The sequence below is a fragment of the Chryseobacterium amylolyticum genome, from assembly GCF_051011775.1.
Lineage (GTDB): Bacteria > Bacteroidota > Bacteroidia > Flavobacteriales > Weeksellaceae > Chryseobacterium.
In genome coordinates, this window is sequence record NZ_JBPCHX010000006.1 from 139,161 (window position 1) to 163,395 (window position 24,235).

At 37.7% G+C, this 24,235-nt stretch carries 25 protein-coding genes; 19 read left to right on the plus strand and 6 right to left on the minus strand.

Going from position 1 to position 24,235, the window contains the following annotated elements:
• Nucleotides 1-75: 75 nt before the first annotated feature.
• From ACR1PO_RS17165 to ACR1PO_RS17180, 4 genes are read left to right on the plus strand one after another with little or no spacing between them, the layout of a single operon-like run.
• Complete coding sequence (locus ACR1PO_RS17165; protein ID WP_433987555.1) at nt 76-489, plus strand: low affinity iron permease family protein; 414 nt, start codon at nt 76-78, stop codon at nt 487-489.
• A gap of 18 nt (nt 490-507) precedes the next feature.
• The gene (locus ACR1PO_RS17170) at nt 508-1,077 is read left to right on the plus strand and encodes a CinA family protein (RefSeq protein ID WP_332386993.1); all 570 of its coding nucleotides are present in this window, start codon (nt 508-510) and stop codon (nt 1,075-1,077) included.
• A 32-nt stretch (nt 1,078-1,109) separates the two neighbouring features.
• Complete coding sequence (locus ACR1PO_RS17175; protein ID WP_332386992.1) at nt 1,110-1,862, plus strand: SDR family oxidoreductase; 753 nt, start codon at nt 1,110-1,112, stop codon at nt 1,860-1,862.
• An 11-nt stretch (nt 1,863-1,873) separates the two neighbouring features.
• Nucleotides 1,874-3,349 (plus strand): alpha-amylase, encoded by a 1,476-nt coding sequence (locus ACR1PO_RS17180; protein WP_433987556.1) that lies wholly within the window; start codon nt 1,874-1,876, stop codon nt 3,347-3,349.
• Between the two features lie 18 nt (nt 3,350-3,367).
• Here the strand turns inward: ACR1PO_RS17180 and ACR1PO_RS17185 are convergent, their stop codons facing one another.
• Nucleotides 3,368-4,372 carry an NAD-dependent epimerase/dehydratase family protein gene (locus ACR1PO_RS17185; RefSeq protein WP_433987557.1) on the minus strand — a complete coding sequence of 335 codons (1,005 nt, stop codon included), beginning with the start codon at nt 4,370-4,372 and terminating at the stop codon, nt 3,368-3,370.
• A gap of 19 nt (nt 4,373-4,391) precedes the next feature.
• Nucleotides 4,392-5,159 (minus strand): succinate dehydrogenase/fumarate reductase iron-sulfur subunit, encoded by a 768-nt coding sequence (locus tag ACR1PO_RS17190; RefSeq protein WP_433987558.1) that lies wholly within the window; start codon nt 5,157-5,159, stop codon nt 4,392-4,394.
• 185 nt (nt 5,160-5,344) lie between these two features.
• Here ACR1PO_RS17190 and ACR1PO_RS17195 point away from each other — a divergent pair, with 185 nt between their 5' ends.
• Nucleotides 5,345-5,917, plus strand: coding sequence for a YciE/YciF ferroxidase family protein (locus ACR1PO_RS17195; protein WP_433987559.1), 573 nt, complete (start codon nt 5,345-5,347; stop codon nt 5,915-5,917).
• Between the two features lie 58 nt (nt 5,918-5,975).
• Here ACR1PO_RS17195 and ACR1PO_RS17200 read toward each other — a convergent pair whose 3' ends face one another.
• From ACR1PO_RS17200 to ACR1PO_RS17210, 3 genes are read right to left on the minus strand one after another with little or no spacing between them, the layout of a single operon-like run.
• A complete protein-coding gene (locus ACR1PO_RS17200; protein ID WP_433987560.1) occupies nt 5,976-6,824 on the minus strand; it encodes a cyanophycinase in 849 nt (282 codons plus the stop codon).
• Nucleotides 6,825-6,848: 24 nt separating this feature from the next.
• Nucleotides 6,849-7,685 (minus strand): hypothetical protein, encoded by an 837-nt coding sequence (locus tag ACR1PO_RS17205; protein ID WP_433987561.1) that lies wholly within the window; start codon nt 7,683-7,685, stop codon nt 6,849-6,851.
• A complete protein-coding gene (locus ACR1PO_RS17210) occupies nt 7,678-7,878 on the minus strand; it encodes a hypothetical protein (protein ID WP_433987562.1) in 201 nt (66 codons plus the stop codon). Before ACR1PO_RS17210 ends, ACR1PO_RS17205 begins: the two co-directional genes overlap by 8 nt.
• 220 nt (nt 7,879-8,098) lie before the next feature.
• On the opposite strand from ACR1PO_RS17210, the gene ACR1PO_RS17215 reads away from it, so the two are divergent.
• Both ACR1PO_RS17215 and ACR1PO_RS17220 read left to right on the plus strand, forming a co-directional pair.
• Entirely contained in the window at nt 8,099-8,710 is a 612-nt protein-coding gene (locus ACR1PO_RS17215) for an alpha-ketoglutarate-dependent dioxygenase AlkB family protein (protein ID WP_433987563.1), read from the plus strand.
• A 117-nt stretch (nt 8,711-8,827) separates the two neighbouring features.
• Nucleotides 8,828-9,439 carry a DUF4142 domain-containing protein gene (locus ACR1PO_RS17220; RefSeq protein WP_433987564.1) on the plus strand — a complete coding sequence of 204 codons (612 nt, stop codon included), beginning with the start codon at nt 8,828-8,830 and terminating at the stop codon, nt 9,437-9,439.
• A 134-nt stretch (nt 9,440-9,573) separates the two neighbouring features.
• Here ACR1PO_RS17220 and ACR1PO_RS17225 read toward each other — a convergent pair whose 3' ends face one another.
• Nucleotides 9,574-10,035 carry a PA2169 family four-helix-bundle protein gene (locus ACR1PO_RS17225; protein WP_332386983.1) on the minus strand — a complete coding sequence of 154 codons (462 nt, stop codon included), beginning with the start codon at nt 10,033-10,035 and terminating at the stop codon, nt 9,574-9,576.
• 255 nt (nt 10,036-10,290) lie between these two features.
• Between ACR1PO_RS17225 and pnuC the strand changes: the two genes are divergently transcribed.
• The 12 genes from pnuC to ACR1PO_RS17285 all read left to right on the plus strand — a co-directional run bounded on the left by pnuC (nt 10,291) and on the right by ACR1PO_RS17285 (nt 24,234).
• Nucleotides 10,291-10,887, plus strand: a complete 597-nt coding sequence (gene pnuC, locus ACR1PO_RS17230) for a nicotinamide riboside transporter PnuC (RefSeq protein ID WP_332386982.1) — start codon at nt 10,291-10,293, stop codon at nt 10,885-10,887.
• A 1,296-nt stretch (nt 10,888-12,183) separates the two neighbouring features.
• The gene (locus tag ACR1PO_RS17235; RefSeq protein WP_332386980.1) at nt 12,184-12,726 is read left to right on the plus strand and encodes a peptidoglycan-binding protein LysM; all 543 of its coding nucleotides are present in this window, start codon (nt 12,184-12,186) and stop codon (nt 12,724-12,726) included.
• Between the two features lie 203 nt (nt 12,727-12,929).
• Nucleotides 12,930-13,475 carry a peptidoglycan-binding protein LysM gene (locus ACR1PO_RS17240; RefSeq protein WP_332386942.1) on the plus strand — a complete coding sequence of 182 codons (546 nt, stop codon included), beginning with the start codon at nt 12,930-12,932 and terminating at the stop codon, nt 13,473-13,475.
• A gap of 158 nt (nt 13,476-13,633) precedes the next feature.
• Complete coding sequence (locus ACR1PO_RS17245) at nt 13,634-14,179, plus strand: peptidoglycan-binding protein LysM (RefSeq protein ID WP_332386979.1); 546 nt, start codon at nt 13,634-13,636, stop codon at nt 14,177-14,179.
• A gap of 202 nt (nt 14,180-14,381) precedes the next feature.
• A complete protein-coding gene (locus ACR1PO_RS17250) occupies nt 14,382-14,927 on the plus strand; it encodes a peptidoglycan-binding protein LysM (protein WP_332386942.1) in 546 nt (181 codons plus the stop codon).
• Between the two features lie 197 nt (nt 14,928-15,124).
• A complete protein-coding gene (locus ACR1PO_RS17255; RefSeq protein WP_433987565.1) occupies nt 15,125-15,670 on the plus strand; it encodes a peptidoglycan-binding protein LysM in 546 nt (181 codons plus the stop codon).
• Nucleotides 15,671-15,751: 81 nt separating this feature from the next.
• Nucleotides 15,752-16,552 (plus strand): fimbrial biogenesis chaperone, encoded by an 801-nt coding sequence (locus ACR1PO_RS17260; RefSeq protein WP_332386977.1) that lies wholly within the window; start codon nt 15,752-15,754, stop codon nt 16,550-16,552.
• 9 nt (nt 16,553-16,561) lie between these two features.
• Nucleotides 16,562-19,366: a hypothetical protein gene (locus tag ACR1PO_RS17265; RefSeq protein ID WP_433987566.1), complete on the plus strand. Its 2,805-nt coding sequence runs from the start codon at nt 16,562-16,564 to the stop codon at nt 19,364-19,366.
• 10 nt (nt 19,367-19,376) lie between these two features.
• A complete protein-coding gene (locus tag ACR1PO_RS17270) occupies nt 19,377-20,810 on the plus strand; it encodes a hypothetical protein (protein ID WP_433987567.1) in 1,434 nt (477 codons plus the stop codon).
• Nucleotides 20,811-21,378: 568 nt separating this feature from the next.
• Nucleotides 21,379-22,113, plus strand: coding sequence for a sensor histidine kinase (locus tag ACR1PO_RS17275; RefSeq protein WP_433987568.1), 735 nt, complete (start codon nt 21,379-21,381; stop codon nt 22,111-22,113).
• Nucleotides 22,113-22,757 carry a response regulator transcription factor gene (locus ACR1PO_RS17280; RefSeq protein ID WP_332386972.1) on the plus strand — a complete coding sequence of 215 codons (645 nt, stop codon included), beginning with the start codon at nt 22,113-22,115 and terminating at the stop codon, nt 22,755-22,757. The genes ACR1PO_RS17275 and ACR1PO_RS17280 overlap by 1 nt, the downstream gene beginning before the upstream one ends.
• Nucleotides 22,758-23,340: 583 nt before the next feature.
• Nucleotides 23,341-24,234 (plus strand): cation diffusion facilitator family transporter, encoded by an 894-nt coding sequence (locus ACR1PO_RS17285; protein ID WP_332386971.1) that lies wholly within the window; start codon nt 23,341-23,343, stop codon nt 24,232-24,234.
• Nucleotide 24,235 lies beyond the last annotated feature (1 nt).

The following is a 24,235-nucleotide window of genomic DNA, read 5'->3' on the forward strand; positions in this document are numbered from 1 at the left end:
AGATGACTTGGATCATAATCTTTATACTGTTGTTTCGATAACTTGTATCATCATTTTATTCAAATCGTATTATTTATGAAAAAAAATTTTTTTGAAAGGTTTTCAGATCGTGTTGTTTGTATAACCGGAAGCCCCGGTGCTTTTATTACGGCAAGTTTACTGGTTATTGTCTGGGCTGTATGCGGGCCTCTTTTCAATTATTCTGAAACCTGGCAGCTTGTTATCAATACAAGTACCACCATTGTAACTTTTCTAATGGTATTTCTGATTCAAAAAACCCAGAACAAAGATTCCAAGGCTATTCAGATAAAGCTTAATGAACTGATTGCATCTTATGAAAAAGCCAGCAACCGGCTGGTTGATATTGAAGATCTGACGGAAGAAGAACTGGACAAGCTCCATAAATATTACGAGAAGCTTGGCCAGCTGTCCAAAGAGCAACAAGAGGCGAAGGATTCTGAAAAAGAAAAACAATCGGGGAAGTCCTGATATTACAAAATACAATCAATGATTTTAAAATCTTCACAAATTGCTCACGCTGATTCACTATCAGTGAAATCATTAGTGCATTTCGTCATAGAACTGGAAAAACTGTTTAAGCGTATCGGAGAATATCTGCTTTCGGGAAATGAAACTGTTTCAACAGCCGAAAGTGTTACTGCTGGCTTTCTGCAGTTTTCCTTTTCTCAGATGAAAGATGCTTCCCAATTCTTTAAAGGGGGAATGACTGCGTATACTTTAGAAGAAAAAGTAAATCTTCTTGGTGTAGATGCTGCTGAAGCCAGGCAATATAACAGTGTATCTCCCCATATTGCTGAAACCATGGCGTTACAGGCAGGTAAAATATACAAAACAGACTGGTCTATCGGAGTAACGGGATATGCTACTCCGGTGGAAGAATCACAGGGAAAGCTTTTCGCCTACTTCGCCATTGCTTATAAAGGAAAAGTTGTGCTTTCAGAAAAATTAGATCTGCATTCCAGAACAAAGTCTGTTAACGCTCAGCTTTATTACAGTGAATTCATTCTGGGATGCTTTAAGCTGGAACTGGATAAGCACCGGAAAAACAAAGAATAAACCTATTTCAATAATAAACTATAATCACACCTATGAAAGATTTACAACTGAAAAATAAATCTGTCCTTATTACAGGAGCAGACAGCGGAATTGGTAAGGCCATAGCGCTTTTGTTTGCCAAAGAAGGAGCTGATATTGCATTTATACATTATCATGATGCCAAAGATGCTCAAAAAACAAGTCAGGAAATTGAAAAACTGGGACACAAAGTTCTCTCATTTGAAGGAGATATTAATGACAGTACATTCTGTAAAACTGTTGTTGATGAGGTCGTTTCCAAATTCGGTGGAATAGATATCCTGGTTAATAATGCCGGAACACAGGTTCCGTGCAAAGCAATACAGGACCTTAAAGAAGAAGATATCCGCAAGACTTTTGATTCAAACATTATTGGAATGATCCTGCTGACAAAATTTGTATTTCCCCATTTAAAAAAGGGTGGTGTTATTATTAATACAACCTCTGCCACCGCTTATATGGGGCATGAAGAACTACTGGATTACTCCGCAACCAAAGGAGCCATTGTTTCCTTCACACGCTCACTGGCGCTTCAGGCTAAGCCCAAGGGAATACGGGTAAATGCCGTAGCGCCCGGGCCTGTAGCCACACCGCTTACGGAAAAAACATTCGGGGAAGAGGATGAGGATCAGGATAAACCGCCGTTAGAACGTAATGCCTCTACTGAAGAAGTGGCTGCAAGCTTTTTATTTCTTGCTACAGAGGCTTCCGCACAGTTCACCGGGCAGGTTCTTCATCCGAATGGCGGTTTAATTATTAACGGTTAATACTTTTAAATATGAACGGTGTTATTATTCAGTTTTTCCATTGGTACCATCCGGGAAACCTTTGGAATGAATTTGCTGAAAAAGCAGAATATTTAAGAGATCTGGGGTTTACTGCCGTCTGGTTTCCTCCAGCCAATAAATGCAGTCTCAATATGGAAGGGCGTGGCTATGATGTATATGATCTTTATGATCTGGGAGAATTTGATCAGAAAGGAAGCATACCAACCCGGTACGGGACGAAAGCTGAATATTTAATGGCCATAGAGAAAGCGCATGAAGTGGGAATGTCTGTGTATGCAGATATTGTTTTAAACCATAGGATGGGAGGAGATGAAGAAGAAAAGATTGTGGTGCATCAGCTGAATGAAGAAAACCGCAATGAAAGAATCTCTGAAAATATGGAGGTTTCAGCTTATACGAAATTTACTTTTCCGGGAAGGAAAGGAGTGTATTCGGATTTCATATGGGATTATCACTGTTTCAGCGGTATTGATTATGTGATTAAAGAAGGAGAGGAGCTGAAAGGTGTTTTTAAAATTCATAATGAATATGGTGAGGAGTGGACAGATGCCGTAAGCCACCAGTTTGGTAATTATGATTATCTGATGGGAGCTGATATAGAATACCGTAATCCCTGTGTTGTGCAGGAAATGAAAAACTGGATCAGATGGTATATGGAAACAACGAAAGCAGACGGTATCAGATTGGATGCCTTAAAACATATCTCCTCCGACTTTTTGAAAGACTGGATCTCCTATATTAAAACAGAAGTGAATCCTGAATGTTTTGTTTTGGGTGAATTCTGGAAAGACGAAGCAGAAAAAATTGAGTTTTTTTCCGATAAAATGTCTGATCTTATCTCTTGTTTTGATGCTCCGCTGCATTATAATTTCTTTAAAGCATCACAGGATGGTAAAGATTATGATATGAGCCGGATTTTAAAAGGAAGCTTTTTGGAAAAGAAGCCCGTTTTCTCCGTTTCATTTGTGGAAAATCATGATACGCAGCAGCTTCAGGCTCTTGAGTCTGCGGTTAAAGATTGGTTCAAGCCTTTGGCATATGCCATTATTCTTCTTACTGATGAGGCTTATCCCTGTATATTTTATCCTGACCTTTTTGGCGCGGAGTATATTGATATAAAAGAAGACCAGGAAGTACATATCATCATGCCGAAAGTAGAAGAACTTCCCGGCCTCCTTGAAGCAAGAAAGCTTTTTGCATACGGTAAACAGATCGATTATTTTGATCATCCCAACTGTGTGGCTTTTGTACGGACAGGAGATGAAACACATCCGGGCTGCGTTGTGATCATATCTAACAGTGAAGAAAGTCATAAAGAAATAGAACTGGGGAAAGAACATGCGGACTCATTCTATATTGATTTCTTAAAGAACCGCCATGAAGAAATTTCTACGGATCAAAACGGAAAAGCGGTGTTTACTGTAAATCCGGGTTCGGTAAGTGTATGGGTGAAAAAGACAGACTGAGACCACTTTATTGCTGAACTATTTTTTTTCGCTGAGAAAGTTATCAATATGGAATAAAAGACTTTCTCTAACCGGAATAAAATGGTATTTCAGCAGGGCAGCAACTTTATTATTGGATATATTTTGGGATGAGGTTAGAAACTCAATGTTTGGGGTGGTCAGCATTCTTAGCTTTGGCACTAACCCTCCCGAAAGTATATTCAGGAATTTCCCCATGTTTAAGAAAATTTTTGGCAATACAAATGGTTTTATTGTATGCAGCTTCCCGGCAATGATATCAGACAGCTCTTTGTAATTTATATTTTCAGAAGCAATCAGAAACCTTTCCCCGAAAACATTTTTATCCATTAATGCTATAGCTATGGAAGCCACGTCTCGTACATCTACACATCCGGTTTGCCCTGAAAAAGTATAAAAACTCCTTATAAAAGTCTGCAGGAACTTTCCACTGCTTTTATTCCAGTTTCCGCTTCCTATGATCATCCCCGGATTGATAATAATGGTATTCAATCCTTCATAAAAGGCTTTACAAACAGCTGCATCAGCTTTATATTTGGAAACTGCGTAAATGGTATTGTTGGTACCATTAATAAGCGGAGAGTGCTCATCAACAGGTTTATCTATTCTTTCCTTTTTAAAAATAACCGCAGAGCTTACATACAGAAACTTGCTGATTCCTGAATTTTTACAGCATTCTAAGAGGTTTTGTGTTCCTTCAACATTCACGCAGTTTACCATTTCCCGGTCATGAGGATCATAGCTCACTTTTGCGGCGCAGTGATAAACTTCTTCTACACCTTGAAGCGCCAGTTGTAAGCTTTTTTGGTCATGAAGGCAGATATCAACCCATTCAACTTTATCAAAAAGAATTTCTGCATTACCTGTGTAGTAATTCAGTGATCTTTTGACCTCTTCGAGATCACTTGACTTTCTTTTGCATGCCCGTACCTTTCTACCGTTTTTAAGAAGTTCCAGTAGGATGACTCTGCCAAGAATTCCGGTAGCTCCGGTTACTAATACCATGATATCCGGTTTAACATTATTATGGTTTACTGATCCAGGCCGACATATATTCTCTGTTCATTCTTGCAATATTATCGAGAGAGATGTTTTTCGGGCACTCTACTTCGCAGGCTCCGATTACCGAACAGTTTCCGAAGCCTTCATCATCCATGGCCTGAACCATATTCAGAACTCTTCTTTTTGCTTCTGTTTTTCCCTGTGGAAGTAATGCCAAATGGGAAACCTTTGCTCCCACAAAAAGCATTGCCGCACCATTGGGGCAGCATGCAACGCAAGCTCCACAGCTGATACATGCAGCAGCATCCATGGCTTTATCAGCATCTTCCTTCGGAACTAAAATAGCGTTGGCGTCTAATGTATTGCCTGAAGTGTTTACAGAAATAAATCCGCCTGCCGCCATTATTCTGTCAAAAGCACTCCGGTCTGTAATAAGATCTTTGATGACAGGAAAAGCAATACTTCTCCAGGGTTCAATAACTATTGTTTCGCCGTCTTTGAACATTCTCATATGAAGCTGGCAGGTTGTTATTCCGGTATCAGGGCCGTGTGCTCTTCCGTTGATATAGAGGGAACACATTCCGCATATTCCTTCCCGGCAGTCATGATCGAAAGCTACAGGCTCTTTATTTTCGTCAATCAGCTGTTCATTGAGAATATCCAGCATTTCAAGAAAAGATGAATCTGTAGAAATACCTGATATTTTATATATTTCAAATTTTCCTTTTGCTTTTCTGTTTTTCTGCCGCCAGATTTTCAGCGTAAGATGTAAAGTATTTCGTATAGCCATACTGATTATTGATTTGGTTACATAAAAGTAACTGTAAAAACACTTTCAGGTTTATGAGTCTTCTCATATTATATCTTAAAATATGTATTCCGATGGCAATTTTAGATACCACATCTTTGTATTTCAGGTGAAAATGGTCTTATAGTTGCAGATTTATCACCAATCAAACACTAAAATATTATATTATGGAAACTAAAACGGCAACCAAAAAAGCACCAGCCAAAAAAACAACAACCGCAAAAACAACCGCCAAAACGCCGGCTAAAAAAAATGCAGCCAAGAGTCTGGAAGACCTTTTTGAAGATGCACTGAAAGACATTTACTGGGCTGAAAAAGCACTGCTGAAAGCGCTACCGGTAATGATGAAGAATGCTACCGATGAAAAACTTAAAAAAGGCATTGACAAGCATATTACTGAAACAGAAGGTCATGTGGAAAGACTGGAGGAATGTTTTAAAGCACTGGGTAAAAAAGCCCAGGCAAAGAAGTGTGATGCCATGCAGGGATTGCTGGATGAAGGGAAAAGCATTATGGAAGAGACAGAACCAGGTGCAGTAAGGGATGCAGGAATCATTGCAGCTGCACAAAAAGTTGAACATTATGAAATTGCTACGTATGGTACACTGGCAGCATTCGCAAAAGTATTGAAGGAAGAAGAATGCCTTAAAAACTTTTTAAGCACATTGGAAGAAGAAAAAAAGTGTGATGAACTGCTGACAAAAGTTGCTGATACCCATCTTAACAGCAAAGCAATGTAAACATACAATCTTTATAAAAAAGGAGACCTGGTTTTTTATTCGGGTCTCCTTTTTCGTTTTATTGGTCTCCTGTGCCTGCTCCTTCAAATATATTATTCATAAGATCAATTTTACAGTTGTCTGTTAGAATATGAACCTTTAGATTTTCTACATAAACGGGAAATCCTTTTTTAGCAGTTTCAGTATTTGTCTGTCTGATTTCCTTAGCATTGATGATCCATACAGAACCCGATCCTTTGCAGGTTGCTTTATGTCCTTCCTCAATAAGAAGTGCAGTATCTTCTCCAAGGCCGATTCCCCAGCATTCCTGATGTAGAATCACAGCATGTGAAAGCCTGCCGAACCTTGCACGGTGTGCAAAATGGGTATCTATAATACAATTTTCAATGAATCCCAATCCGGAATCCAGATCAATGTCATGTTCGAGGATTGCTTCTCCGTTTACTGCTTCGAGGATAACTATTTTAGGCATACACATTGCCCCTGCACTGGTACCCGCAATCATAAAGCCTTCTTCTTCATTATATTTTTTCTTCAAAACCTCCGTAAGAACGGAGGGCTGCAAAAATCTGCAGATTTTATCCTGGTCACCGCCTGTAAAGAATATCGTTTTTGCTTCTTCAATTCTTTTCAGGTAAAAATCTGTATGTACCTGATCATCACAAATATCCAGAAAACCAAAGTTGGTATATCCGATTTCTTCAAATGTCCTGGTATAAGTTTCCTGCATTTCTTCAGGCTCGGAAGTTGCCGTTGTAATTACTTCAATACGGTCATCATTAGAGGTTACCAGCAGTTTAAGAATCTCGTTGGGCGAAAAATTATTGTTTTTTTCTTCCATATCAGGTTCATCGCCGTCTCTGTCTTCCTTACCGCCGATAATAAGTAATTTTCCTTTGGGTATCATATGTAAATTTATTTAAAGTTAAAATCATTGAATTGTATTTCTATGGGTAAAATTTAAACTGTTATGAAACTGATTATCTTTAATAAGATTTCCGGTACATAAATTAATACCTGATCCTTCGGTAAGAATATGTCCCCTGAGATTTTTCATAAAAACAGTAGTTCCTTTCCCTGCCTTGCTTTTGTTAATATACCTGGCGTCGACTGCCATTACTGTACTGCTGCCGTAGCAGGACGCTTTACAGCCTTTCTCAATAACCATCAACATTCCGCTATTAAGACCGATACCAAGACATTCAGGATGAAGCATAATGGCCCTGATCAGCTTTTTAAATCTTGTTTTGTACTCAAATTTTGTATCAATGATACAGTTATTGATAAATCCAAAACCCTGATGAATTCCCTTTTCGTTCACCAAAATTTTAGAAATATACATTGAAGCGGCATTCATTCCGATAATTGTAAAATCTTCTTCATGAATGTACTTTTTATGTAAAAGTTTTAATATTTCGGATTTTTTCAGCATTTCACAAATTTCCGGATCCTCATTCGCGATAAAAACTATTCCTGCCTGCGAGATTCTGGCATCATAATCATTAAAATTATTTTCCTGATGAGCATGAATAATCCCTGAGTTTATATATCCATGCCTCTCTAATGCAGCAGAATACTTTTCTTTATACCCTGGCTTGTAATCTGAAATGATCATTTCAATACGGATGTTTTTTTGTTCTGGTAATAATTTGAACAGCTGAGAAGGAATTTTATTGATATCCGGTTCCTGTTCTCCTTCCAGACAAGTATCAGGAGTGCTGCCACCAATAATGATGAGCCTGCCTTTAGGATAATGATCCTTATTCATTACCGGTTTTTACGTTGATACTGTCGTTTTCCTGATGCAAGGTGTCTGAAACTTCAGTAAGGGTCTGGATTGTATCTGAAGCCTTGTTATTTACCGTTTCTTCTCTGTTATTTTGATCGGTATATTGGGTCTCGGATTTTGTACATGCTGACAGCATGAGCAATAATAACATATATAATGCTGCTTTTTTCATAATAATCAATTTGGTTATATCAAACTTAATGATCAAAAAGAGAAATATTTATGATGTGAATCACAATTTCCGGATAGCAACAATTGCTGAAAACAAATTGTTCAGATTCTTGTGAAAAGAATATTGTTCATTTATGTATCATATTTAATATATTTGCAGATATATTTTGTATCAGCATGTTGAAAGGACCATATGTTTGGGCTGAAAAATAGTAACAACAATGGAGCAGCTTAGTTTATTTAATACAGAAGATCTGTACGAATTTCCGAAAGATCTTCTGGAGTACAGGGAGCATTTCCTGGGCAGGGAAGAAGCGGACCAGCTTAAGGCTCATCTGCTGGAAACGGTTTCCTGGAAACAAAGGACTCAGAAAATGTACGATAAGACAGTTTTAACACCACGGTTAACCGCATGGTATGGAGATCAGGAAAATGATTACCCTTTAGGAAATGGTGAACTGAAAACCCATCATTGGACACCCGAACTGTTATCCCTGAAGCAGAGAATAGAAGAAACATTCGGGTATCAGTTCAATTCCGTATTGCTCAATCTGTACAGGGATCATAATGATTCCGTTGCCTGGCACAGGGATAAAGAAAGCAGATATGGCAAACGTCCTGTGATTGCATCGGTGAGCTTAGGACAGGCCAGAAATTTTGATTTCAGAAAAAAAGACCACCATCAGAGTAAATACAGCCTCCCGCTCCCACATGGTTCATTGTTGATTATGAAGGGAGATTTGCAGGAACATTGGGAACATCGGATTGCTAAATCTGTAACTGCTATGAAAGAGCGTATTAATCTGACTTTCCGGTTGGTTCATCAGTCTTAAAATATTCATTCATACTATCTGATGATGAGGTTTGATCTGTTTTTGGCAGATAAATTGTTGCTTTTATAAACAAGTCATTACAGACTTCATTTATATCACCATTTAAAATTTATTATTATGAAAAATTTTGTAGTAACAATTTTTGCAGCAGCTGCTTTAGTGGCCTGCAAAAAAAATGAACCGACGTCAACTGCCCAATCTCAGGAAAGTACATCAATGTCTGCTCCTGCAGAATCGGGTACGACAGTAAGTGATTCAGCCAAAATGTCTGAAACGAATAACCAGACAGGCACGCTCAGCGACCAGGACAAAAAGTTTGCAGATGCAGCAGCCATAGGAGGGCTGATGGAAGTAATGATGGGAAAGCTGGCAGCAACCAATGCAGAGAATTCAGTTGTGAAATCTTTGGGAGCAATGATGGTTACAGATCATAGCAAAGCAAATGACGAACTTAAGAAATGGGCTTCAGGAGCCGGCTATACCTTGCCTGCAGCCTTGGATGCCGAAAAGCAGAAAATGTATGATGATCTGAAAGCCAAAAAGGGAAAAGACTTTGACAAAAAGTATACAGATCTTATGGTGAGTGATCACAAAGAAGATATTGAAGCATTCCGAAAAGAAGCCTCAGAAGGAAAAGAATCTTCTCTGAAAGCGTTTGCCGCTAAAACTCTTCCTACATTGGAACATCACTTGCAGGAATCTGAAAAAGCCAAAAACGCAGTGAAATAATATCAGGAAACTCCCTGATCTTATGACCTGCATCATAAAAACGACAGGATATATTTGATATTTTTGAAAGGATTAAATATTATTTTGTTCTTGATTAATAAGCTCCTCTTTTTAAGAGGGGTTTTTTTATGGGTTTACTCTTTCTTTTTGTATTCTTCAATTTTCCTGAACTGATTATAGGAACTTTTCAGGCTGCGAAGCTGCTCGGATACTATTTTGTTACTCTTATCACTAAGTTTACCGCTGCTCAGGGCGTTCTGATAAGTTTCTATAGCTGCTTTTTCTCCAAAAACCACGTTTTCCAGGGTAGACTCTACCAGATTTCCCATGGTAAATGAATTTTTAATATCAATCCATGTTCTGTGAAGGGCTCCGGCCATGGATGTAGAGTCATCAGGAACACCCTGTTTTTCTGTGATGAGGTTGATCAGTTCATTTTTCATAATTTTCGACTGTGAAATCATATGATCATACTCATCCTTTACATCGGGATACATTTCCCATACTTTTCCTTCAACTTTTTCAAAGCCTTCCATTCTGTCATTGGTAATGTGAAGTAAGTCATTCAATACCGATATTTCTTGCTGATTATCCATAATATATTGTTTTAAACTAAGCATAAAATTATAATTTGCCTGACGGATTCTTTATAATTCTGGTCATATAATCCGAAAATAAAGTCTGATGTAATTTTCTTTTTCCGGAAAAAAGCAGCAACTTTGCCTCAACAATGGGGTGCTACCAAATAAGGTTGGCTGAGATGATACCCAGGATATATCCACACCTGATCCGGATAATGCCGGCGTAGGGATTGCTACTTATCATCTCATCATTTGATTTCTAAAATTAATATGATGCAGGACATTTTAAAACAAATTACCTGGCCTGAATGGTTCGGGGTCTTATTTTCGGTAATTCAGGTCTTACTGGCCCGTAAAAACAATGCAAACAATTATCTTTTCGGCATAGCAGGTATTCTGCTGACTTTATATGTAATGCTGACTTCGAAGCTTTATGCTGAATTCACATTAAATCTTTACTATCTGATCATGAGCATCTACGGATGGCTTTACTGGAAATTCGGAAAGCAGAAATCTGAAATGGAAATCTCTGTTACTTCCACAACAGAAAAATGGATTGCGGGAGGAATTATTCTGGGGACATTTATTTTGTTCTGGTCTTTTCTCACGCATTTTACCGACTCGGATGTTCCGGTCTGGGATTCTCTGGTAAGCGCTTTTGCATGGGCTGGCATGTGGCTTATGGCACGAAGAAAAATTGAGAACTGGGTAGTCCTCAATATCAGTAATATAATTTCCATACCGCTGTTACTGCATAAAGAATTATATCTCTATGCTGTTTTAACATCATTTTTATTCCTGGTGGCCATTTCGGGTTATATGGAATGGCAGAAACTTATTAAATCCAAAGCCGGTACTCAGTACTAAAAGACTGCTGATGAATATCCTGATAATGATTCAGTATGAAGAATAGTAAAAATAGCCTGGTTTTTGGAATAAAGTTAATATAGATTTAATATGATTGACATTGCTTTTAAATATTTTTGTAATACTATTCCATTGAAATACAAGCGAGAATGATGAATAAAACTCTGAACTGCAGAAAGTTTCAGTATGGAATCACCTCAAAAATTGTATGCTCCAAAGGAATCGGAAAGAGAGGTTATTTTTTCATCAAAAGTATAAACCTGGAATTTCAATCTTTTACAATTTACAGGAATTTTTCCAAAATTATTGTTAAAGTTGTTAATATCAAACAACTGTATAGTATAATTTTAATTATTTCACTATATTTGGAATAACAAACTAACGCATGGAATAAGCCACCATAAAAGCTTGTAAAACAAATTATCAGAGATTATGCAAGACTTATTTTCGTTAAACGGTAAGAATAGGGATTATGTTATTATGTATTTTAAAAGAGAGATGTACCCATGGAAAGAAAAGGATGGCTGGATTACTGTTACCATTAAGGAGTGGTACAGAACAATGGTTATATCATGTCTGATATGCAATAATCTTGTTACTTTAATGATTGTAAAGACAAAGGTCACTCCATTTTACGAAAAATATACAGTACTATAGTATTTTGCCTGTTACAGTAAATGATTTTATCTGAAGAGTTTCTTGTAAAAAATACCACAAAAATATATTATTCAATATCAGGTGAGTAATTTGGCATGCTCGTTGATGTGTTGAGAAAAGTTTTATTGGACACCACTTCACATAACTTATAATTCATTTTACACTTTTTCACCTCCTGATCATTCAGGAGGTTTTTTATTTTTTAATACCCATTATTTCAAAATGGATCTTGAAATTGAAGTTGGCTGTTTATTTTGCAGGCCACTTTGCACGTAAAATGGCATAAATAACATCATCTGCCCAGTTATTTTTCCAAAATAGACTTTTCACAAAATGTCTTTCTTTTCTAAGATCAATTCTTTCCATTAATTGAATAGAAGCCGTATTACCTGGATCTGCAGAAGCTGTAATTCTGTGCGTATGCAAATCATAAAAAGGAAATCAATAATACCTTTTAAAGCTTCAGAAGCATAGCCTTACCTTGGAAAACCGTATTTAAAGTAATTGAAATCTGTAAACTTTATGATGATAATACACGCAATGATGAAAAAAGGCTTGGTAATGTCAGATAATGTTACTAGCTTTATACTGAGTTCCTGAATGACAATATTTTATTACACCTCTTTAAATTTATTAATCATGAAAAACCAAATCTTTATCGCTGCGCTGTCTCTGGGAACAATCGCCTTAGGAACCAAATGGGTTAAGGCGCAAAATTCAGAGCAGGTGAGTACATCAGTCAATATTATTTTATCGGACGTTATTGCAATGGACATTGGCTCTGTTGCTTCAGAAGGCGCTGTAGATTTTAACTATGGGAGCACAAAAGACTATAATTCATCTAAAAATGTAACCGTTCCCAACAGTTTAGTCATTATTTCCTCCAAAAATTTTGATGTAAAAGTAAAATCTGAAGGTGCACACTTTATAAGCGGTGCAAATGTAATTCCTGTAGATATATTACAGATAAAAGCCATACCGGGCGGAAGTCTGGCGGGAATCCTGAATGAGGTCACTTTATCTACAATTGATCAGGTGCTGGTGAGTAACGCAAGCTTAGGTTCCAAACAGTCTTTAAATATTGCTTATTCTATTTCAGCGGAAAAAGCATCCAAGGTGCTTCTTGGAAAACCGCAGGGAACTTACACTCAAAAAATAACGTATACCGCGACTGCTTTATAATAAACGAAAAGCAATTTTATATAAGCCCTCAGTACTTCGAAAGTATTGAGGGCTTTCTTTTTAAATCAAATGAATAGACCGTGTAGTTAATTTACTACATGAACTTCCTTTTTCCACTACAAAGAAACTTTTATCACCGCTGTAGATTTGCAGTATACAAAAGAGAACAATTAAGTAAAAAATAACAATAAAATATTACCATCATGAAAAAACTAATCTTAATCCCAGCCTTAACTATTGGAGCGATCATATTAGGAACGAATAATGTTCAAGCTCAAAATACCACTGCAACCACAACGGTAAACATTACCCTGAACGATGTCATCTCTATTGACGCAGGAAGTACAGCAATTGGTAATACCGTTGACTTTAACTACGTTACTGCAGCAGACTATAATTCTGATCAAACGGTTACTAAAGCCAACTCTTTAAAAGTTACTTCCACAAAGAGCTTTAATGTAAAGGTAAAAGCAGGAGGTGCTAATTTCATGAACGGAACGAACCTGATTCCTGTGAATGTTTTGACAATCAAACCTTCTACCGCTGCCGGAAGTATGGGAGGAACAAAAACCGCTGTAGTGTTGTCTGCAACAGACCAGACTTTGGTAGCTAATGCTCCGCTTGGAAGTGCATTAACACTGAATTTAGACTACACTATTCCAGCAGCGAAATCATCATCTTCTGATATTTTGGGTAAACCTGCCGGAACTTATACGCAGACAGTAACGTATACCGCGACTGCTCTATAATAACGAAAAGTAATTCAGATAAGCCCTTAGAAAGTATTGAGGGCTTTTCTAGCCTAATGAATAATCTGTAGCTATTTTCCGCTACTTTATTACTCCTGTGGATTTGTAGTGCTCAAAAGAGAACAAATAAACAAGAATAACAATTAAATATTACTGCCATGACAAAACAAATCGCAATCTCAACCTTAGCTATTGGAGCAATCATATTAGGAACCAATAATGTTCAAGCTCAAAATACAACCGCAACCACAAACGTAAATATTACCCTGAACGATGTCATCTCTATCGACGCAGGAAGTACTGCAAATGGTGGTACAGTTGCCTTTAACTATGTTACTGCAGCGGACTATAATTCTGATCAAACGGTTACTAAAGCCAACGCTTTAAAAGTTACTTCCACAAAGAACTTTAATGTGAAAGTAAAAGCAGGGGGTCCGAATTTCGTCAATGGGTCAAACTCAATCCCTGTAGATGTTTTGACAATCAAAGCTGCGGAAGCCCCTGGAAATATGGGCGGAACAAAAAACGAAGTGGTTTTATCTCCAGGAGAAAAAAACTTAGTAGCCAATGCTCCGCTTGGAAGCGCATTAACACTGAATCTGGATTACACTATTCCAGCAGCAAAATCATCATCTTCTGATATTTTGGGAAAACCGGCCGGAACTTATACGCAGACAGTAACGTATACCGCGACTGCTTTATAATAAAAAACACATCAATATATATGCCCTCAGTACTTTCCAGGTGTTGAGGGTTTTTTTATGTAAGCCCAATGAGTAATCCTGTAGTGATTTTACTACATGAACTTCCGTTTTCCACTACAAAGAAACTTTTATCGCTGCTGTAGATTTGCAGTATACAAAAGAGAACAATTAAGTAAAAAATAACAATAAAATATTACCCATCATGAAAAAACTAATCTTAATCCCAGCCTTAACTATTGGAGCGATCATATTAGGAACCAATAATGTTCAAGCTCAAAATACCACTGCAACCACAACGGTAAACATTACCCTGAACGATGTCATCTCTATTGATGCAGGAAGTACTGCAATAGGCAATACCGTTGACTTTAACTACGTTACTGCAGCAGACTATAATTCTGATCAAACAGTTACTAAAGCCAACTCTTTAAAAGTTACTTCCACAAAGAGCTTTAATGTAAAGGTAAAAGCAGGAGGTGCTAATTTTATGAACGGAACCAACCTGATTCCTGTGAATGTTTTAACAATCAAACCTTCTACCGCTGCCGGAAGTATGGGAGGAACAAAAACCGCAGTAGTGTTGTCTGCAACAGATCAGACTTTGGTAGCTAATGCTCCGCTTGGAAGCGCATTAACACTGAATTTAGACTACACTATTCCAGCAGCGAAATCATCATCTTCTGATATTTTGGGTAAACCTGCCGGAACTTATACGCAGACAGTAACGTATACCGCGACTGCTCTATAAAAAAACACATTAATATACATGCCCTCAATACTTGAAAAGTGTTGAGGGTTTTTTTATGTAAGCCCAATGAGTAATCCTGTAGTGATTTTACTACATGGACTTCCGTTTTCCACTACAAAGAAACTTTTATCGCTGCTGTAGATTTGCAGTATACAAAAGAGAACAATTAAGTAAAAAAACAATAAAATATTACCATCATGAAAAAACTAATCTTAATCCCAGCCTTAACTATTGGAGCGATCATATTAGGAACGAATAATGTTCAAGCTCAAAATACCACTGCAACCACAACGGTAAACATTACCCTGAACGATGTCATCTCTATTGATGCAGGAAGTACAGCAATTGGTAATACCGTTGACTTTAACTATGCTACTGCAACAGACTATAATTCTGATCAAACAGTTACTAAAGCCAACTCTTTAAAAGTTACTTCCACAAAGAGCTTTAATGTAAAGGTAAAAGCAGGAGGTGCTAATTTCATGAACGGAACCAACCTGATTCCTGTGAATGTTTTAACAATCAAACCTTCTACCGCTGCCGGAAGTATGGGAGGAACAAAAACCGCAGTAGTGTTGTCTGCAACAGATCAGACTTTGGTAGCTAATGCTCCGCTTGGAAGTGCATTAACACTGAATTTAGACTACACTATTCCAGCAGCAAAATCATCATCTTCTGATATTTTGGGTAAACCGGCCGGAACTTATACGCAGACAGTAACGTATACCGCGACTGCTTTATAATAAAATTTTCAGTTTGTAAAGGTTCCTTTTTGCTATGTTTTCAGTAGTTTTGGGAATCTTTATTATTAAACTATTTACACCATGCACAAGTTTATTCACCTTTTCATTTTCTTTATTCTCACAGGATCTTCTTCACTTCTGGCACAAAGCATCTCAATGTCGCCTACACGCTTGTTTTTTACAGGGAATCCGGGAGAAAAAGTAACAAAGACAGTCACGCTTCAAAACAGTTCGGATAAGGATTATGTTTTTAATCTCAACTATAAAGACTGGTTCAGAGAAGAAGACGGAAATAAGGTTTATCTTGAAGCAGGCAGTTCAAAAACTTCCAATGCTTCCTGGGTATCCACCTTAGAAAATACTGTAACTGTTCCTGCGAAAAGTACAAAGGAGATTGCAGTAACCATGCAGATTCCTGCAAACGCATCACAATCTGCCGTTACGAACAGCATGTTGTTTTTCACCCAGCTTCCTCAGCAGGCAGATAAGGCACGTGTTCAGAATGGAATTGGTATTATTACCTTATTTGAGGTGGGGCTTCACATCTTTTATACTCCACCGGGGAACCATGTGAAAAGTCTGGATATTACCAATATTGCAGAGGTGAGCAATCAGAATGCAGCGAACAGAAAAGTTGCAGTAAGCATCCATAATGATGGAAACACGATCAATGATGCCACCGTCGAGTTTGAACTCACCAACACAGACAGTGGTAAGGAAATAAAATTACCCGCAATTTCAATCTCCATGCTTCCGGATACCAATCAGGTAGTTCAATTTTCTTTACCGGAGAATATTTCAGGAAACTTTCTTGGTGTGGCTATTGTTAAAATGGCAGAATCCAATGATTTACGTGTAGGAGAAAAAAACTTTAAATTTTAAAATTAAGCCTTGAAACCACAAAATGGAATATCAATATCAGTGCTAAGAAGAACAATCTTATTTTTTGTATTTGTTCTTCTGCACTTTTCGTTGGCCTTTGCGCAGGAAAATAAGAATATCAACATCCATTTTGAAAATGACAGCGTAGCTGTTGAAAAAGGTTCTACATTTACTAATTTCCTGGTCATTGAGAATAAAAGTTCTGAAGAGATTACTATTCAGAATATCATACCTCAGGAAAACTATCCGGGATTGCTTTTCTATCCCAAAAATGAATTTAGCTTAGGTGCGGGTCAGTCTAAAACGCTTCCTGTAAAACTGATCGCCAACGTAGATTTTATGAAGCTGAGATCCAATGAGATCAGGTTCCAGGTTTCATACGCCACCCCAACGGTCTCCAGAACCGAAATCGCCTCGTTCTTCGTTGCTAAAGGAGAGAACAAAAACATCGCAATTTATACGGCTACATACGAAAATTTCATTAATCCTGCTTTGCCCCAATCCTCCATTCTGCTTACTGTAGAAAACCAAGGTTACAGTAAACGAACCGTTAAGATTGATTTGCAATCCATTCCTGATGGCTTGGAAGTGATGCCAAAACAGCAAACCATATCTCTGGAAGGTTTGGAAAAACAAACGTTGGAAATTAAAATTGAGGTCCGAAAACAGAATACACTTTATCCGGAATTTAATATTAATGGCATCGTCACAGACGTGCTAGATAATAAAATCGTGGGTAGCAATACGCTTTACCTGGTCGTTTTATCACATAACAGACAGATTACCCGTGGAAATGAAGCGGTAAGCGGAAGTAATTTTGCGGAAATCAGCTATAATGAAAACAGTTCAGGTTTCAATTATCTTCAACTGAGGGGAAATACAGCGTTCCGGGTGACTGATAACCTGAAATCGCGCTTCAATATTGGTGCAGATTACTACCATGAGGATGGCCGCTATAATCTATATGATACCTGGCTGGAACTGGAGAGAAAAAATACGGTATTACGGGTGGGAAATGTTAATAGCAGCGATTACGATTACCCTGTTTTCGGAAGAGGTGGGAAAATTTCTACCAAATTCGGGAATAATAATCAGATTGAAATTCTTGCGCTTGAAAATAATTATAATCTGTACGGTACTTATTTCCAGCAAACAGACGGATCTACCATGGTGGGTACAAAATATAGTTTTGGTAATGCTAAATCTTTCAATGGGAAAGTGTCCTATATATTTGAACATGATCCGCGCTTTAATGTAGATACGCAGATAGCGAACGCGGTTACATCATTGTTAATTAATGATAAAAACATGATCCGCACAGAGTTAGGAGTGAGCCACGAAAAGGGTCTTTCGAATAATGATGAAAATGCAGGAGCTTCAATGGGGGCCCATTACGAGGGAAAAATAGGGAAATGGGATATACAATCTGTCAATTCCTTTGCGACCAAAAGTTATGCAGGGATCAAACGGGGATCGTTTTTCTCAAATCAGCGGATCGGCCGTCAATTTTCGGCTTCTCAGCGCGCTTTTATACAATACCAGAATTCGCAGGTAGACCCTGAGTTCCTGAGTTACCAGGGTGCACCTATCCAACCTGGGAATACCGCTGATTTACGTTATTATTTCAACAGTACAGAAACTTTGGGACTAGGCTATCAGTTTTCTTTAAAGAAATGGAATTTTCTATTGTCTCCAAAGGTTGAAAAGCAGAAAACAGCCAATTATTACTCATCGCAGGAACTTTTTTCTTACCGGCTGGAAGCCAATATCAGCACTACATTAGGTGCCCACGGATTGAACCTGACGGCGGAATATTCTTATTCAAAAGAGAACAATAATCCGGAGTGGTTCAACAGTCTGAAAACCACTTTATCTTACAGATATAAGTCATTCTCCCTCAACGGGACAGCCCAATGGAATGCAATCAGTGTCTTTGATTTAAATTCTTATTATGATGTAAGCCGTAATTTCGCCAACTACAATGTATACGCTTCTTATAATTTCCAGATGTTCAATCATAATCTGACCGGGGCTTTTTCAGCGGGAACCTTCTATTCGGAGCTTTATAAAAATTTAAATAGTAATATCACTGGTAATCTGGAATATAAGATTTCACCTTCCTGGTCCACCACAGGTTATTTTAATCTTTCCGGTTATAAATCTACGGCTGAATATTCAACCAGCGGCAGTTATTACCAGTTCAGAGTGGGGATTAAAAAATATTTTACCCCCGCTACAGCTTTCGGGAATCATAAAGTGGTGTTCCAGTTCTTTGAAGATAAAAATTCCAATGGACTTCTGGAATCTGGTGAACCGATACTTGCCAATGAAATTATAAAACTGGACAATTATGTAGCGTTGACGGATAAGAACGGAAAAGTAGTTTTTCAGAATGTGCCTGAAGGTACATACACACTGAAAGTGAATGAAAGTGCGGGCGCCCGGTTGATGATGGATCCTGTCATTATGGTACACAACAATATTAACCGAAAAGTAGGCTTGGTAAAAAACATAAGGGTAAGCGGGAAATTAGCAGAGATCAAACAGGCTTACGATGTTTTGGAAACGGATGTGACAGGAATAGTAGTGTATGCAAAAAGTGAAGATGGCACGATCTATACTGCCGTGGTTAATCAGAAAAATGAGTTTGAGTTTTTCCTGAAAGATGGAAAGTATAACCTCTATATTGAAAATGACAAATACAGCTATACACAACCCAGCCAAACTATTCAGGTGACAAAAGATGGTTATTCAAAAACTGTGGTTTTTGAATATAAGAAGAAAGACACCACCATTAAGGTGAAAAAGTTTTAAATTTAAAAGTATGAAAAAGATGAGGGTTTTTCTAATAGGAATTTTTACCATGTTCTGCGGATTTGCATTCACGAAAGCTCAGGATGTGTACCTGTCTATTCCTGAAAATAATATTTTTAACAGGAGCGAATTTACCTCAGTACCCACAAGGGTAATGACGAATGCCAACAGAACCAACTGGGATTATGCCTTTTTGGGATTACTCCCCACAGCACCTACATTTACCTCTGTTTCCGGATCAACTTTTACGCACTCATCTTCCTCATCTACTTTACCCAGTTCCACTCTCCTGTGGCAGTTGGAAAGTATGGGCGGCCAGCTGCCTTATACCGGACTTTCTGGGTATTTACCAGGTTTCCAGTCGTTCAGTACAAGCGCTATAAAATGGTTTGAACCGCCATCACTCAGTATCGGGGGAGGATTCAACCGGGGAAATATCAATTTTACATTTAAAATTCCTGCTTCACAGTTTACTGCGAATGCCTTCCGGGCCGGGAATTACTCTATGGATATCACTCAGAATTATAATGATTTCACACCACATAATTTTAAAACAATTTTAGTTATTCCTTCAGCTATACGATGGGTCGCAAACTCTTTAACAAAATACATAGAAATTTCTTCTTTGAATGACTACCGCAATACAAGCATGAAGGTGTGGGATTTGGGCAATACGGAAATCGCAAATACAGTTGATTTTAATTTTTGGGCGAAAGCTGCTGGTACAACTGTTCAGTTCACCTCCTCTAAAGGTGTTCCGGGAACAAGAAATATAGCAAACATTAAATTGGGCAGCAACGGATCGGCACTCACCACCAAAGCCTTATCTTCCGACTTCCAGAATTTTTCCGCTGCCAATTTCAGTGTTGTAGCAGGAAACAGAAACAGCTTCATTCCGCAGCTTTATGTGTCTGCGGAAGATTTTAAAAACTTTTTTTTTGAAGCCGGAACTTATACGTTTGAATTGAACTTCAATGCCGGAAGTACAGATAACACAATTAACAGTTTGCAGAATACGGCTGTTCAGTTGAAGGTGCTTCCTCTGTCTGAGATTACGATTCCAAGTTCCGGGCGCAATGTTAACTTCAATTTTAATACCGCAGCCCAATACACCGATGGACAGTCACAAATGATTCCCAACCAAATTATGTTGTCCAACAATGAAAATTTTGAGCTCTATGTAAAATCGGACGAAAATTATTTCAAGAAAGGCGGCCTGCAGACCGACATCAATTCAAACATTTTACAAATTGGCGTGGATGGTGGTTCTGTAAATGTACCCTTATCCAAAACTCCTCAAAAAATACTCTTTAACGGAACACCGGTTTTGGACCGGGGACTGAACATAAGGTATACCATACCACCTGCGGGTGCCCAAAGTTTGGTAGGAAAGGAGAACACCACTTACTCTGTCAATGTTTATTATAGCTTTACGGCAATTTAACGATATTTTGTGATAGCTTTTACTTTCTTTTTATGGCTGTGACTCCGTCATAGCAATTGGCTGAAGCTAAAGAACTTTCCAAAGGATTCCTGACGTATTTCTATATACAAACGTTTCTTCCTTGGATGATTTTTGTTCTATCAACCTCAATATTGGCAGTACCTGTAGAGGTGTTTTGGGTTGTTTGTCTATCTATCAGGTATTGCTTTAGCTTGTATTTTTCATTATCATTCGGCTTTTTGCGATCAATACTCTGTTGATATTGTCTCGTGTACCATCTTTTTACTCATTTCCGTAATGCAAGTAACCGTTTTCCAGGGTGAAAGCCTGTCGGAATATTATGTCGCACAAAGTTGTTTTTAGTTGAAAAAAGTAGCGTATTTGCTATTTCAGGTAAATTCTATTTGATTTTTCTTTTTACTAATATGATATTTTTTATAACTTGGCAGTTCCCGGAAGAAAGGTCTGAACAATATGTTTTTATTTACATTTAAACAATATAACCCTTTCTGCCTTTTTTCAGAAAAAATAATTTCAAACAGCTTCTAAAACCTTTGAAACGGATTTTATGAATGATTTTATCAACGAACTACAATTAAAAATTGAAAGACTGGAAAATGAGATCAATTTCAAGAACGGACTGATTTCGATATTGTCTCATGACTCAAAAGAACTGTTTGGAACCTTTCTGTGGCTTATAGAAGAGCTGGAGCAGAATACCATAAGTCAGGAAGATTTTTTTAAGTTATTGCCACAGGTAAAAAAAGATGCCCGGAAGAATCTGCAAACCGTTCAGGACAGCATTGCATGGCTAAAAACGCAATACGGAGAATTTAAGATTAAACCCGTTACAATTATGGTAATGGATCTTTTTCATTATTTAGAAGAAAAATACGCTGCTAAATTAAAAGAAAAAAACATTCAATTTTATTTTAAAGGAGATCGCAATGCGTTCCTTACAAGTGACCGCCTGTTGCTTGAATATGTTTTAGACAAAATTTTTAACAATGCGTTAAAATATTCCTTTCCGGGGCAGGAGGTTTGTTTACAGTCTGTTACAGAAGGTGATCAGGTTGTGCTTTCTGTAATTGATTCCGGAACTGGAATAAATGAAAAGTATTTACCTATGATCTACACCTATGGTAATCCTGTATTTCTGGGAACTGCTGGTGAGAAAGGCGTTGGGTTAAGTTTGAAAATTGTAAAAAATTTTATATCCTTGCTGCATGGAAACATCCAAATCATTTCCGCTGAAGATAAAGGTACTACAGTTTCCCTTTTTTTACATAAATTTATAGAATAATGGGTTTAAAAGCAAACATTCGTATAGTAGTAGCAGATGATCATGGTATCGTCCGGATGGGTTTAATACAAACAATCAAACGATTAATGCCCGATGCCATCATTTCAGAAGTAGAGGACTACAAATCGTTGTACAAATTAATTCTTAATGAAAAGCCGGATCTGGCCATTATGGATGTTAATATGCCTAATGGTACTGTTCAGGAAGCAATAGATTACATAAAGATCCACCAACCTGAATTAAAAATTTTAATATTTTCTTCACAGGATGAAGAGTTATATGGGATGCGTTATCTGAAAATGGGCGCTGGTGGTTATTTGAGCAAGCTAAGCTCCACTGAAGTAATTGAGACTGCTTTAACATCGATGCTCAGTAAAGGCCGGTATGTCAGTGATAATATAAAAGATGCGATTTTTTTAGAATCATTAACTGGTGCGGCAAAAAATTCTCCCCTTGAAGCACTATCAGACCGCGAATTGCAGATTGCCAATAAACTTGCAGAAGGTCTTCCGCTCAAAGAAATTTCTAATCTGCTGAATCTCCATTCATCAACAATTAGCACTTACAAAAACAGGTTGTTTGAAAAGCTTAAAATACGATCCATACCCGAATTAGTAGAGATTCTCAGACTGTATAATCATTAAATATTCTATCATAAAAATTGATTGTGATTCAATGAAATTATGCCATACGCCGCTTTTCTGTCTCTTTATTGCTGCAGAGCTGAAGTAAATCGGCCTGATCAGGCATCAATTGGAATCCGAGAACCGGAATTTCCGGAGCTATTAATGAGCGTTTTGATCTATAGTTCCTTCAGAATGCGGCTCACTTTTGCCCTGAGTGAAAGTTTGTAGTTATTGGCAGGTTGTGAAGGATGATCCAAATGATTTGCTAAAGCTCAAAATATTCATTCTTTATGTTTAAAATCAATACCTTGCGAAATATTTTCAGAATCCTAAACAAACGTAAATACCGACACTTTCTGTTGGGTCTGGTAGTTATTTCCGGCGGCTTGGTTTTTGTAACATGATCAAATATGAGAACAATGGTGATAATGATCAAAAAGTGAAGACAGATCAGGTTTAAGTTAGATAATGCTGGATTTTTGTTGTGAAACTAAAACAACAAATGGAAGAATTTTTAAGAGCAATTCATAAAAAAATCAATTGCTTATAATAGTGAACCGGTCTTAGAAATAACCTTCTTTCATATTTATACAAGTAATTTATGAACAATAATCAGAAGTCTATTTACAGTGCTCTGGCCGCAAATCTTCTAATTGCGCTGACAAAATTTATTGCCGGAAGTTTTACAAACAGCTCCTCCATGATCTCTGAGGGAATTCATTCAACGGTTGATACCGCTAACCAGCTGCTTATACTTTATGGGATAAAAAGGAGTAAAAAAGCACCGGATCAATCACATCCGTTCGGATATGGCAAAGAACTTTATTTCTGGTCTTTCATAGTTTCTATTTTAATATTTGGTCTGGGTGGGGCACTGTCAATCTATCAGGGAATTGCGCACATGATGGAACCCGAGATAATGAAAGATCCTTTCTGGAATTATATCGTGCTGGTTCTTTCACTTATTTTTGAGGGAACTTCTTTTATTATCGCTGTAAGAGCATTTAACCAAACCCGCAACGGGGTGAGATGGTGGGATGCGATTGTCAAAAGTAAAGATCCATCCAGCTTTCTGGTTGTTTTTGAGGATGGGGCTGCAGTGGCAGGGCTTATTATTGTAATGATTCTGATGTGGTTCAGCCATTCACTGCAAATTCCTGAACTGGATGGCTTAGCGTCTGTAATTGTAGGATTATTACTGGTTTTTGTTTCCTTTATTTTGGCACGGGAGAGCAGAAGCCTACTTATGGGGGAAGGAATCGCTTCCGAAACGAGAGACAAAATTACCAGACTTGCAGAAAAGGACGCCGCTGTTGTAAAAGTAAAAAATATACTGTCCACTTACCAGTCACCGGAAGAGGTAATACTGATGCTGATCATCGATTTGGAAGAACATCTTGATACTGAAGAGATCACCGAAGCCATACAGCGTATACGGACAGATATTAAAAATGAATTTAAATTCGTTCGGTTTGTTATTATCCAGCCGGAATAAA